The sequence below is a fragment of the Nocardioides sp. W7 genome (assembly GCF_022919075.1).
Lineage (GTDB): Bacteria > Actinomycetota > Actinomycetes > Propionibacteriales > Nocardioidaceae > Nocardioides.
This window is the reverse complement of sequence record NZ_CP095078.1, coordinates 3216764-3229048: the sequence shown is the minus strand read 5'-3', so window position 1 is coordinate 3229048 and position 12285 is coordinate 3216764. Positions and strand designations below refer to the sequence as shown.

Genomic DNA, 12285 nt, shown 5'->3' with positions numbered 1-12285 from the left:
TCGACGATTCCACTAGTGAGTAGCACCATCGCTGTACCCGTGATTGGGGACAGACTCATGGCCACTGACTCCTTAGAAAGGAGGTGATCCAGCCGCACCTTCCGGTACGGCTACCTTGTTACGACTTCGTCCCAATCGCCAGCCCCACCTTCGACGGCTCCCTCCCACAAGGGGTTAGGCCACCGGCTTCGGGTGTTGCCGACTTTCGTGACGTGACGGGCGGTGTGTACAAGGCCCGGGAACGTATTCACCGCAGCGTTGCTGATCTGCGATTACTAGCGACTCCGACTTCATGGGGTCGAGTTGCAGACCCCAATCCGAACTGAGACCGGCTTTTTGGGATTCGCTCCCCCTCACGGGATCGCAGCCCTTTGTACCGGCCATTGTAGCATGCGTGAAGCCCTGGACATAAGGGGCATGATGACTTGACGTCATCCCCACCTTCCTCCGAGTTGACCCCGGCAGTCTCCTATGAGTCCCCAACACCCGAAGGCTTGCTGGCAACATAGGACGAGGGTTGCGCTCGTTGCGGGACTTAACCCAACATCTCACGACACGAGCTGACGACAGCCATGCACCACCTGTACACCGACTAAAAGGGGCACTATCTCTAGCGCTTTCCGGTGTATGTCAAACCCAGGTAAGGTTCTTCGCGTTGCATCGAATTAATCCGCATGCTCCGCCGCTTGTGCGGGCCCCCGTCAATTCCTTTGAGTTTTAGCCTTGCGGCCGTACTCCCCAGGCGGGGCGCTTAATGCGTTAGCTGCGGCACGGAATCCGTGGAATGGACCCCACACCTAGCGCCCAACGTTTACGGTGTGGACTACCAGGGTATCTAATCCTGTTCGCTCCCCACACTTTCGCTCCTCAGCGTCAGGATATTCCCAGAGAACCGCCTTCGCCACCGGTGTTCCTCCTGATATCTGCGCATTTCACCGCTACACCAGGAATTCCGTTCTCCCCTGAATACCTCTAGTCTGCCCGTATCGAAAGCAAGCACCGAGTTAAGCCCGGTGTTTTCACTCCCGACGTGACAAACCGCCTACGAGCCCTTTACGCCCAATAATTCCGGACAACGCTCGCACCCTACGTATTACCGCGGCTGCTGGCACGTAGTTGGCCGGTGCTTCTTCTGCGGGTACCGTCACTTTCGCTTCGTCCCCGCTGAAAGAGGTTTACAACCCGAAGGCCGTCATCCCTCACGCGGCGTTGCTGGATCAGGCTTCCGCCCATTGTCCAATATTCCCCACTGCTGCCTCCCGTAGGAGTCTGGGCCGTGTCTCAGTCCCAGTGTGGCCGGTCACCCTCTCAGGCCGGCTACCCGTCGAAGCCTTGGTAGGCCATTACCCCACCAACAAGCTGATAGGCCGCGAGCACATCCCCCACCGAAAAACTTTCCACCACCATCGGATGCCCGAAGTGGTCGTATTCGGTATTAGACCCCGTTTCCGAGGCTTATCCCAAAGTGAGGGGCAGATTACTCACGTGTTACTCACCCGTTCGCCGCTCGTGTACCCCCGAAGGGGCCTTACCGCTCGACTTGCATGTGTTAAGCACGCCGCCAGCGTTCGTCCTGAGCCAGGATCAAACTCTCCGTTGAAAACAACACCCACCTACACGTTGCCGCATGAGATGGGAAAAAGAGATGCCTGACAAGACGAAACTGACATAATTGCCAGAATCATTGTCTTACCAAAGAAACCATCAACCGAAACCGTCACCCCCAAAAGGGCTCAGATCCCAGTCGACGGGGCATAACAAACTAATTCGTCGACTATGACACACTGTTGAGTTCTCAAGAATCAGACGCACCCGGGATTCACTCTTTCGAGCCGCCCCGGGGCAGCCTGCAGAAACTTACCGGTTTGCGCCGGCCTCGTCAACTTGGTGTCTGACGCGGTTCAAGTCTCTAGCCTGGGCATGCAAGACCCACTTCGTTTGGCCTCTCGGCCCGAGTGAGAACCGCTTGCCGCGGCGAGATGGAACATTACACCTGGGTTGCAGGCATGCAAAATCGGGGTGCTCGACGGGCGACTGCGGGGCTCAGCGTGGCTTGGCCGGGCGGTACGCCGACACGCTCCGCTCCCCCGTGAGCCAGTACCGCCAGGGGCGGTCCGGGGCCCCGCGCAGACCCACGCGCGGGCCCGTCGACACCTGGGTCAGCGGGTCCCGGAGGCGCAACCGCACCGGTCCCGCGGCCAGGTCCGTCCCGTCGTGCGACAGGTCGATCGCCAGCGCCCGGCACAGCCGCGCCGGGCCGCGCGCCAGGTCCCGGTCGGACGAGCCGGGGCGGCGGGCCCGCGCCGTCTCGACGCCGGCCACCACCTCGCCCGCTCGCAGCAGCACGGCGCTCGCCTCGCCCTCGGGCCCGGTCACCACGTTGCAGCACACGTGCATCCCGTAGGTGAAGTAGCAGTAGAGACGACCGGCCGGGCCGAACATCACCGCGTTGCGGCGGGTCTGGCCGCGGAAGGCGTGCGAGCCGGGGTCGGACCCGCCGGCGTACGCCTCGACCTCCGTGAGCCGGACGACGACGCCGGCGTGCTCGACGTGTGCGCCCAGCAGTCGCGGGGCGACCGTCTCGGCCGGCCCCGCGAGCAGGGTGGCGAGGTCAGCCGAGGCGGCCACGGTGCTGCGCCGCCGTGGCGACGACCTCGTCGAGCTGCTCGCGCACCCGCACCGGTGCGGTGCCGCCCCGGCCGGAGCGGGAGGCGACCGAGCCCTCGACCGTGAGGACCTCACGGACCGCGGGGGTCAGCTGCTCGTCGATCGCGGCGAACTGCTCGTCACTCAGGTCGGCGAGCTCGATGCCGAGCTCCTCGCAGCGACGGACGCACGCACCGGCGAGCTCGTGGGCGATGCGGAACGGGACGTTCTGGCGGACCAGCCACTCGGCGACGTCCGTGGCCAGCGAGAACCCCTGCGGGGCCAGCTCGGCGAGGCGCTCGCGGTCGAAGACCAGCGTCGCGACCATGCCGGAGAACGCCGGGAGCAGGACCTCGAGGGTGTCGACGGAGTCGAAGACCGGCTCCTTGTCCTCCTGCAGGTCGCGGTTGTAGGCCAGCGGCAGCGCCTTGAGGGTGGCCAGCAGCCCGGAGAGGTTGCCGATCACCCGGCCGGCCTTGCCCCGGGCCAGCTCGGCGATGTCGGGGTTCTTCTTCTGCGGCATGATGCTCGACCCCGTCGACCAGGAGTCGTGGAGCGTCACGAACCCGAACTCGCGGGTCGACCAGAGGATGACCTCCTCGGCGAGCCGGCTGATGTCGACGCCGATCTGGGCCGCGACGAACGCGAACTCCGCGACGAAGTCGCGCGCGGCCGTGCCGTCGATGGAGTTCGCGCTCGAGCCGGTGAAGCCGAGCTCGGCGGCCACCCCCTCCGGGGCCAGGCCCAGGCTCTGGCCGGCCAGCGCGCCGGAGCCGTACGGCGAGTCCGCCGCCACCCGGGCGTCCCAGTCGAGGAGGCGGTCGACGTCGCGCAGCAGCGGCCAGGCGTGGGCGAGCAGGTGGTGGGCCAGCAGCACCGGTTGCGCGTGCTGCAGGTGGGTGCGACCGGGCATCACGGTCGGCACCGGGTCCAGGTGGTCGCGGGCCTGGGCGACGAGCACGTCGACCAGGTCGAGGGCGAGCCCGCCGACGACCCGGGCGTGGTCGCGCAGGAACACCTTGAAGAGCGTGGCGATCTGGTCGTTGCGGCTGCGGCCGGCTCGCAGGCGGCCGCCCACGTCGGCGCCGACCTCCTCCAGGAGCAGCCGCTCGAGCGCACCGTGGACGTCCTCGTCGGACGGGTCGGGGGCCAGCGAGCCGTCGGCGTACCGCTCCCCCAGCACCTCGAGTCCGCGCAGCAGCTCGGCGTGGTCGGCGTCCGCGAGGAGCCCGGCCCGGTGCAGCGCGTTGGCGTGCGCGCGCGAGCCGGCCAGGTCGTACGGCGTGAGCCGCCAGTCGAAGTGCGTCGAGCGCGACAGGGCGTCGAGCTCCGGCGACGGGCCGCCGGCGAACCGGCCGCCCCACAGCTTGCCCGTGTTCGTGCCGTGATTGGTGCTGCTCACGTCTCTCCTCGTACCGCGGCGATCGCGGCGTCCATGATGTCGGGCAGGTCAGGGGTGGCCGCGGTGCCGTCGGCGCGGAGCGCGTCGGGAGTCCACCAGCCGGCGGCCAGGACGTTACCGACCTCGGCCACCTCTAGTCCCTCGAAGGTCACCGGGGTGGTGCTGTCGAGCGGCAGCGCGAAGAGCGTCGTGTCGCTCAGGTAGTCCACGCCGGCCCACGAGAAGGGGTACTCCCCGCGGTGCAGCGGGCCGGTGAGAACGTCGGCGGACGCGACGACCCCGGTCTCCTCGACCAGCTCGCGCAGCACCGCGTCCTCGAGCGACTCCCCCGGGTCGACCGCGCCGCCGACGCTGATCCAGTGCAGGTCGCCCGGCCGGGCCGGGTCCTGACACTGGAGCAACAGCACCTCGCCGGTGGCACTCACCGGGAGGACGCGCGCCGCGACGCGGTGGACGGGGCCGGCCATCAGTCGGTGCCGAACTCCATCGCGGCGGCGTCCAGCGCCTCGTCGTGCAACTCACCCTCGGCGGACGGGTTGCTGGCGATCCGGTCGGCGCCACCGGCGGGCAGCTCGCCGAACAGGGTGCCGTGCTCGACGAGCACCTGACCCTGCTCGACCGGCTGGTCGGCGTACATCTCCAGCTTCCAGCGCGAGTCGGCGATGTCGAGGTTGCGCATCGTCAGCTGGCCGATCCGGTCCACCGGGCCGAACGCGGCGTTGTCGGTGCGCTCCATCGAGAGCTTGTCGGGGTGGTAGGAGAAGGCCGGGCCGTCGGTGCGCAGCACGGTGTAGTCCTCGCCCCGACGCAGCCGCAGCGTCACCTCGCCGGTCACCAGCGAGGCGATCCAGCGCTGGATCGACTCGCGGATCATCAGCGCCTGCGGGTCCAGCCAGCGGCCCTCGTAGAGCAGCCGGCCGAGCTGGCGACCCTGGGCCGTGTAGTTGGCGATCGTGTCCTCGTTGTGGATCGCGTTGAGGAGCCGCTCGTACGCCGTCCACAGCAGCGCCATGCCCGGGGCCTCGTAGATGCCGCGGGACTTGGCCTCGATGATGCGGTTCTCGATCTGGTCGGACATGCCGAGCCCGTGCCGGCCGCCGATGGCGTTGGCCTCCATCACCAGCGAGACCGCGTCGGCGTAGGTCGTGCCGTTGATGGCGACCGGCCGGCCCTGCTCGAAGCGGATCGTGACGTCCTCGGTCTCGATGTGCACGCTGGGGTCCCAGAACTTCACTCCCATGATCGGCTCGACGATCTCCAGGGACACATCGAGGTGCTCGAGGGTCTTCGCCTCGTGGGTGGCGCCCCAGATGTTGGCGTCGGTGGAGTACGCCTTCTCCTGGGAGTCGCGGTACGGCAGGTCGTGGTCGACGAGCCACTGGCTCATCTCCGACCGGCCACCGAGCTCGTGCACGAACTCGGCGTCCAGCCACGGCTTGTAGATCAACAGCTGCGGGTTCGCGAGCAGGCCGTAGCGGTAGAACCGCTCGATGTCGTTGCCCTTGAACGTCGAGCCGTCCCCCCAGATGTCGACGCCGTCCTCGTGCATCGCACGAACCAGCAGGGTGCCGGTGACGGCGCGGCCCAGCGGGGTCGTGTTGAAGTAGGTGCGGCCCCCGGAGCGGATGTGGAAGGCGCCGCAGGCCATCGCGGCCAGGCCCTCCTCCACCAGCTGGGAGCGGCAGTCGACGGCGCGGGCGATCTCGGCGCCGTACTGCCGGGCCCGGTCGGGGACGCCGGAGATGTCGGGCTCGTCGTACTGGCCGATGTCGGCGGTGTAGGTGCAGGGGATCGCACCCTTGTCGCGCATCCAGGCCACCGCGACCGAGGTGTCCAACCCTCCTGAGAACGCGATGCCGACCCGCTGGCCGACCGGGAGGGACGTCAGGACCTTGCTCACGAATGGACTTCCTTCTGCTTGTCGTTGTGCTGCTTGTCGAGGTGGTGGTCGGCGAGGGACAGGAACCGTCGGGCGAGGTCGTCCCCGCCCACGGGGTCCCGGCCGATGACCAGGACCGTGTCGTCGCCGGCGATGGTGCCGAGGATCTCGGGGAACTCCGCCTTGTCGAAGGCGGAGGCCAGGAACTGCGCGGCCCCCGGTGGGGTGCGCAGGATGACCAGGTTGGCGCTCGCGTCGGCGCTGACCAGCAGCTCGCCGCAGAGCCGGGCGAGCCGGGCCGAGGCGGCCGCGGTCTCGACGGGTGCCGCCGGCCGGCGGTCGCCACCCTCGGCGGGGACGGCGTAGACCAATGCCCCCGAGGCCGAGCGGACCTTGATCGCGTCGAGCTCGACCAGGTCCCGCGAGAGCGTGGCCTGGGTGACCCGGACGCCGCCCTCGGCGAGCAGGTCGGCCAGCTCGGTCTGCGAGCGGACCTCCTGGTGGGTGACCAGCTCGACGATGTGCTGGTGCCGGGCCTGCTTGGTCGCCGGACGGAGCGCGGACTCGCTCACGACTCCCCCGCCGACCACTCGAGCAGGAACGTCAGCACCGCCTTCTGGGCGTGCCGCCGGTTCTCGGCCTCGTCCCACACGACGCTCTGCGGACCGTCGATCACCTCCGCGGCGATCTCCTTGCCGCGGTACGCCGGCAGGCAGTGCAGCACGATCGCCTCCGGCTCAGCGTGGGCGAGCAGCTCGGAGGTCAGCGACCAGGGGCCGAAGACGACCTCGCGGGCGGCTGACTCCTCCTCCTTGCCCATCGACACCCAGGTGTCGGTCACGACGACGTCGGCGCCGGTGACCGCCTCGACCGGGTCGGCGACGGCGATCGCCGAGCCGCCGGTGCTCGCCCCGATGGCGTTGGCCCGGTCGAACATGGCGTCGGACGGCACGTAGCCCCGGGGCGCGCTCACCCGGATGTGCATCCCGGCGGTCGCGCCGGCGAGCAGCCAGGAGTTGCCCATGTTGCAGGCGCCGTCGCCGACGAAGGCCACGGTGAGCCCGGACAGGGCGCCCTTGCGCTCACGCACGGTCAGCAGGTCGGCGACCAGCTGGCAGGGGTGGAACTCGTCGGTCAGCGCGTTCACGACCGGGACGCCGGCGTGCTGGGCCATCAGCTCCAGGTCGGTCTGGGCGAAGGTCCGCCACACGACGGCCGACACCTGGCGGCCGAGCACGCGGGCGACGTCCTCGACGGATTCGCGGACGCCGATGCCGGCGAGCCGGCCCTCGACCAGCATCGGGTTGCCGCCGAGCTCGGCGATGCCGGCGCCGAAGGAGACCTGGGTCCGCAGCGTCGGCTTGTCGAAGACCATGGCCACCGACTGCGGACCGGCCAACGGGCGGGCGTCGTACGGCGCCGCCTTGAGCTTGGCCGCCAGGTCGAGGACCCGGGTCTGCTCGGCCGGGGTGAAGTCGTCGTCGGCCAGGAAGTGCCGGACCGTGGGGTGCCCGGTCATCACGCACCTGCCTTCGCGTACGCCGCGTCGAGGATCCCCGGCCAGGCCGCGAGCAGCGCGTCGGCGTCGTCGACCGTGAGCACCAGCGGCGGCGCGAGCCGGACCCGGCGCGGGGTCGGGTTGTTGAGGATGAAGCCCCGGTCCAACGCGGCCGCGAACACCTCGGCCGAGACCTCGGCGCTCAGGTCGAGGCCGATCAGCAGCCCCTCGCCCCGGACCTCGGTGACCCGCGGGTCGGCCGCGAGGCCCCCACGGAGCTTCCGGCCGAGCACGGTGACGTGCTCGAGCAGGCCGTCGTCCTCGATGGTGCGGATCACCGCGAGCGCGGCGGCGCAGGCGACCGGGTTGCCGCCGAAGGTGGTGCCGTGGTTGCCGGGCTGGAGCAGCTCGCCGGCCGCGCCGAGCCCGATGCAGGCACCGATCGGGAAGCCGCCGGCCAGGCCCTTGGCGAGGGTGATGACGTCGGGGGTGACCCCCTCGCTCGCCAGCCAGCGCCCGGTGCGGCCCATGCCGGTCTGCACCTCGTCGAGCCAGAGCAGCGCGCCGTTCTCGTCGGCGATCGCGCGGGCGGCGGCGAGGTAGCCCTCGGGGGGTACGACGACGCCCGCCTCCCCCTGCATCGGCTCGAGGAGGATGGCCGCCGTCCGGTCGGTCACCGCGGCGGCGAGCGCGTCGGTGTCGCCGTACGGGACGAACGTGACGTCGCCCGGAAGCGGCTCGAACGGCGTGCGGTAGGCCTCCTTGGAGGTCAGCGCGAGCGCACCCATGGTGCGGCCGTGGAAGCCGCCCTCGGCCGCGACGACGTGGGTGCGGCCGGTGCGCCGGGTGAGCTTGAACGCGGCCTCGTTGGCCTCGGTCCCGGAGTTGGTGAAGAAGACGTGCCCGCCACCGGGGCCCGCGCCGACCAGCTCGAGGAGCTTCTCGGCCAGCTCGACCTGCGGGCCGGTGGTGAAGAAGTTCGAGACGTGCCCGAGGGTCTGCAGCTGGGCGGTGACCGCCTCGACGAGCGCCGGGTGGGCGTGGCCGAGCGCGTTGACCGCGATGCCGCCGAGGTAGTCGAGATACCCGTTGCCGTCGGCGTCCCAGACGCGCGCGCCCGCGCCGCGGACGAGCTCCAGCTTGGGCGGACCGAAGGTGTTCATCAGGGAGGCGGCGTACCGCTCCTGGCTCTGCTTGATCGTCGGGCCGGTCACGGGGTGTCCCTCACCTTCCGGGTCTTGGTCTCGACGCCGGGCAGCACCTGGGTGCCGACGCCCTCGTTGGTGAACAGCTCCAGGATCACGGCGTGCGGCTCGCGGCCGTCGACGACGGTGGCGCGCGGGACGCCCTCCTGGACCGCCTTCAGGCAGGCGCCCATCTTGGGGACCATCCCGCTCGCGAGGGTCGGCATGATCTCCGCCAGCGACTCGGGGCTGATCTCGCCCACGACGTCGGTGGGGTCCGGCCAGTCGAGGTAGAGCCCCTCGACGTCGGTGAGGACGAGCAGCTTCTCGGCCTTCAGTGCGACGGCCAGGGCCGCGGCGGCGGTGTCGGCGTTGACGTTGTGGACGACGCCGTGCACGTCGGGCGCGATGCTGGAGACGACCGGGATCCGGCCGGCCTCGATCAGGTCGAGGACCGACTCGGGGCGCACCCGGCTGACCTCGCCGACCAGGCCCAGGTCGACCTCCTCGCCGTCGACGACGGTGTTGGTCGGCTCGGCGGTGAACAGGCCGGCGTCCTCGCCCGAGCAGCCGACCGCGAGCGGCCCGTGCTCGTTGATCAGCCCGACCAGCTCACGCTGCACCTGACCGACCAGGACCATCCGGACCACGTCCATGGCCTCGGGCGTGGTGACCCGCAGGCCCCCGCGGAACTCCGACTCGATGCCGAGCCGGTCGAGCATCTGGGAGATCTGCGGACCGCCGCCGTGCACCACCACGGGCTTGAAGCCGGCGAAGCGCAGGAAGGCGATGTCCTCGGCGAACGCACGCTTGAGCGCGTCGTCGGTCATGGCGTTGCCGCCGTACTTCACCACGACGATCTTGCCGTGGTACTGCTTCAGCCACGGCAGGGCGCCCGCGAGGGTGCGGGCCTTGGCCTGGTCCGGCTTGCTGGTGTCGAACTGGCCGGTCGTGGAGTCGTTCATGAGGAGTACGCGCTGTTCTCGTGGACGTAGGCGTGGGTCAGGTCGCTGGTCCAGACGGTCGCCCTCTCGGAGCCGGACTTCAGGTCGATGGTCACGCTCACCTCGCGCTCCGTCAGGTCGACCTCGGCGGGGTCGGCGTGCGGGGTGGAGGCCTGGCAGACCCACACCCCGTTCATCGCGACGTCGAGGTCGGCGGGGTCGAACTGCGCGCTGGTCGTGCCGATGCTCGCGAGCACCCGGCCCCAGTTCGGGTCGTTGCCGAACACCGCCGCCTTGAAGAGGTTGCTGCGCGCCACGCTGCGGCCGACCTCGACCGCCTCGTCCTCGGTGGCGGCGTTGAGCACGGTGATGGCGATCTCGTGGTCGGCGCCCTCGGCGTCCTTCAGCAGCTGCATCGCGAGGTCGGTGCAGGCCTGGGTCAGGGCGTCGGTGAAGTCCGGCAGCGACGGAGTGATGCCGCTGGCCCCGCTCGCCATCACGGTCACGGTGTCGTTGGTCGACATGCAGCCGTCGGAGTCGAGCCGGTCGAAGGAGACCCGGGTGGCGGCGCGCAGCGCGGTGTCGAGGTCGGCCGCCGGGACGACGGCGTCGGTGGTGAGCACGACCAGCATCGTGGCCAGCTGGGGCGCGAGCATGCCGGCGCCCTTGGCCATCCCGCCGATGCTCCAGCCCGCGCCCTCGACGACGACCTGCTTGCTCACCGAGTCGGTCGTCATGATCGCCTCGGCCGCCTGCGGGCCGCCGTCGGCCGCGAGGGCGTCGTACGCCGCGTCGACGCCGGCGAGCAACTGCTCACGGGGGTTGGCGAGGCCGATCAGGCCGGTCGAGCAGACGACCACGTCGATCGCGCCGATGCCGAGGTGGCCGGCGACCCGCTCCGCCACCGCGTGCGTGGTCTGGAAGCCCTCGGGGCCGGTGTAGCAGTTGGCCCCGCCGGAGTTGAGGACGACCGCGCGCACGACGCCGTCCTTGACGACCTCCTGGCTCCACAGGACCGGGTTGGCCTTGCAGCGGTTGGCCGTGAACACGGTGGCCGAGTCGAAGGTCGGGCCGGCGTTGACGACCAGGGCGAGGTCCTTGGCGCCGGTCGACTTCAGGCCGGCGGGTACGCCGGCGGCGGTGAACCCGGCGGGGGTGGTGACGGTCATTTCTTCGGCTTCTGCTTCCTGGGCTGGGCCTTGCTGGGCTTGACGGGGACGGCGAGGGCGACGGTGTGCCCCCGTCGTCGCCAGGCCTCGGCCGCCTTCTCGGCGTCTCCGATCGGGACCAGGATCCAGTCCGTGTCGTAGGTGGAGATGGTGAAGACGGGGACGCCCGCCTCCGCCAGCGGGACCAGCAGGCTCGCCAGGACGCCGACCAGGGAGAGGTCGAGGGGACCCTGCACCGCGAAGGCGGTCAGGCCCTTCTGCGCGACCTGCTTGGTCGGCACGTTGCGGCCCGCGCAGATCAGGGAGGTCTCGGTCGCGGTGGCGGTGATGGAGAACAGCGACGACGACTCGGCCCAGGTGGGGATCTCCGAGCCCGGGGGCAGCCGGACGACGGCGAGCTTCTCGGGGAACTGCTGCAGCGTGAACGTCGGCTGCTCGACCGCCTCGGCAGGCTCGGCCGAGGTCTCGGTCGGCTCGGCGGAGGTCTCGGTCGGGGTCTGGGTCTCTTCTGTCATGGCGCGATTCCGATCGTGGTGAGGCCGAGACCCTCGTCGAGGCCCAGGGCGAGGTTCATGCACTGCACGGCGGCGCCGGCGGTGCCCTTGGCGAGGTTGTCGACGACCCCGACCGCGACCATCCGGCCCGCCTCCTCGTCCGCCGTCACCTGGAGGTGTACGGCGTTCGAGCCGATCACGGACTTGGTCTGCGGCCACTGGCCGTCGGGGAGCAGGTGGACGAAGCGCTCGTCGGCGTACGCCTCGGTGTAGGCGCTGCGCAGGTCACCGGCGGTGACGCCGTCGCGCAGGACGGCCGAGCAGGTCGCGAGGATGCCGCGAGACATCGGGACGAGCAGCGGAGTGAAGCTCACGGTGACGGTGCCGTCGACCAGCGCGGAGAGGTTCTGGGTGATCTCGGGGGTGTGGCGGTGGCTGCCGCCGACGCCGTACGCGCTCGCGTTGCCCATGATCTCGCTCCCGAGCAGGTGCGACCTGGCTGCCTTGCCGGCACCGCTGGTGCCGGACGCCGCGACGACCACCACCTCGGGCTCGACGAGTCCGGCCGCGACGGCCGGGGCCAGGGTCAGCGTGGAGATCGTGGGGTAGCAGCCCGGGACCGCGACCCGGGTGGCACCGCGCAGCAGGTCGCGCTGCCCCGGGAGCTCGGGCAGGCCGTAGGGCCAGGTGCCGGCGTGGTCGCCGCCGTAGAACCTCTCCCACTCGGAGCTGTCGGAGAGGCGGAAGTCGGCACCGCAGTCGACGACCACGGTCTCCTCCCCCAGCTCGGCGGCGATCGCTCCGGACTGACCATGGGGCAGGGCGAGGAAGACCACGTCGTGACCGGCGAGGGTCTGCAGCGAGGTCTCTTCGAGCACCCTGTCCGCGAGGGGCAGCAGGTGCGGCTGCAGGCCACCCAGGGGCTGCCCGGCGTTGGACGCCCCGGTGAGCGCTCCGATCACCACCTCCGGGTGACCGAGGAGGAGGCGCAGCAGCTCACCTCCGGCGTACCCACTGGCTCCGGCGACCGCGACTCGCTTCCCACTCATGTGCATGACTATACATCATG

At 70.0% G+C, this 12285-nt stretch carries 11 protein-coding genes and 1 rRNA gene; all 12 read right to left on the bottom strand.

Annotation, left to right across the window (positions count from 1 at the left end; all coding sequences use genetic code 11):
- Nucleotides 1–76: 76 nt before the first annotated feature.
- The 12 genes from MUB56_RS15315 to argC all read right to left on the bottom strand — a co-directional run bounded on the left by MUB56_RS15315 (nucleotide 77) and on the right by argC (nucleotide 12271).
- Nucleotides 77–1600 (bottom strand): 16S ribosomal RNA (locus MUB56_RS15315).
- A gap of 443 nt (nucleotides 1601–2043) precedes the next feature.
- Nucleotides 2044–2628: a DNA-3-methyladenine glycosylase gene (locus tag MUB56_RS15310; protein WP_244927883.1), complete on the bottom strand. Its 585-nt coding sequence runs from the start codon at nucleotides 2626–2628 to the stop codon at nucleotides 2044–2046.
- Entirely contained in the window at nucleotides 2612–4048 is a 1437-nt protein-coding gene (argH, locus tag MUB56_RS15305; RefSeq protein WP_244927882.1) for an argininosuccinate lyase, read from the bottom strand. Before argH ends, MUB56_RS15310 begins: the two co-directional genes overlap by 17 nt.
- Entirely contained in the window at nucleotides 4045–4515 is a 471-nt protein-coding gene (locus MUB56_RS15300) for an NUDIX domain-containing protein (RefSeq protein WP_244927881.1), read from the bottom strand. Before MUB56_RS15300 ends, argH begins: the two co-directional genes overlap by 4 nt.
- Nucleotides 4515–5948 (bottom strand): argininosuccinate synthase, encoded by a 1434-nt coding sequence (argG, locus tag MUB56_RS15295; protein ID WP_244927880.1) that lies wholly within the window; start codon nucleotides 5946–5948, stop codon nucleotides 4515–4517. Before argG ends, MUB56_RS15300 begins: the two co-directional genes overlap by 1 nt.
- The gene (locus tag MUB56_RS15290; protein ID WP_244927879.1) at nucleotides 5945–6499 is read right to left on the bottom strand and encodes an arginine repressor; all 555 of its coding nucleotides are present in this window, start codon (nucleotides 6497–6499) and stop codon (nucleotides 5945–5947) included. The genes argG and MUB56_RS15290 overlap by 4 nt, the downstream gene beginning before the upstream one ends.
- A complete protein-coding gene (gene argF / locus MUB56_RS15285) occupies nucleotides 6496–7446 on the bottom strand; it encodes an ornithine carbamoyltransferase (RefSeq protein ID WP_244927878.1) in 951 nt (316 codons plus the stop codon). Before argF ends, MUB56_RS15290 begins: the two co-directional genes overlap by 4 nt.
- Nucleotides 7446–8639 (bottom strand): acetylornithine transaminase, encoded by a 1194-nt coding sequence (locus MUB56_RS15280; protein WP_280637289.1) that lies wholly within the window; start codon nucleotides 8637–8639, stop codon nucleotides 7446–7448. The genes argF and MUB56_RS15280 overlap by 1 nt, the downstream gene beginning before the upstream one ends.
- Nucleotides 8636–9574 (bottom strand): acetylglutamate kinase, encoded by a 939-nt coding sequence (gene argB, locus MUB56_RS15275; protein WP_244927877.1) that lies wholly within the window; start codon nucleotides 9572–9574, stop codon nucleotides 8636–8638. Before argB ends, MUB56_RS15280 begins: the two co-directional genes overlap by 4 nt.
- Nucleotides 9571–10722 carry a bifunctional glutamate N-acetyltransferase/amino-acid acetyltransferase ArgJ gene (argJ, locus tag MUB56_RS15270; protein WP_244927876.1) on the bottom strand — a complete coding sequence of 384 codons (1152 nt, stop codon included), beginning with the start codon at nucleotides 10720–10722 and terminating at the stop codon, nucleotides 9571–9573. Before argJ ends, argB begins: the two co-directional genes overlap by 4 nt.
- A complete protein-coding gene (locus tag MUB56_RS15265) occupies nucleotides 10719–11237 on the bottom strand; it encodes an ACT domain-containing protein (RefSeq protein ID WP_244927875.1) in 519 nt (172 codons plus the stop codon). Before MUB56_RS15265 ends, argJ begins: the two co-directional genes overlap by 4 nt.
- The gene (argC, locus tag MUB56_RS15260; RefSeq protein ID WP_244927874.1) at nucleotides 11234–12271 is read right to left on the bottom strand and encodes an N-acetyl-gamma-glutamyl-phosphate reductase; all 1038 of its coding nucleotides are present in this window, start codon (nucleotides 12269–12271) and stop codon (nucleotides 11234–11236) included. Before argC ends, MUB56_RS15265 begins: the two co-directional genes overlap by 4 nt.
- Between the last annotated feature and the right edge of the window lie 14 nt (nucleotides 12272–12285).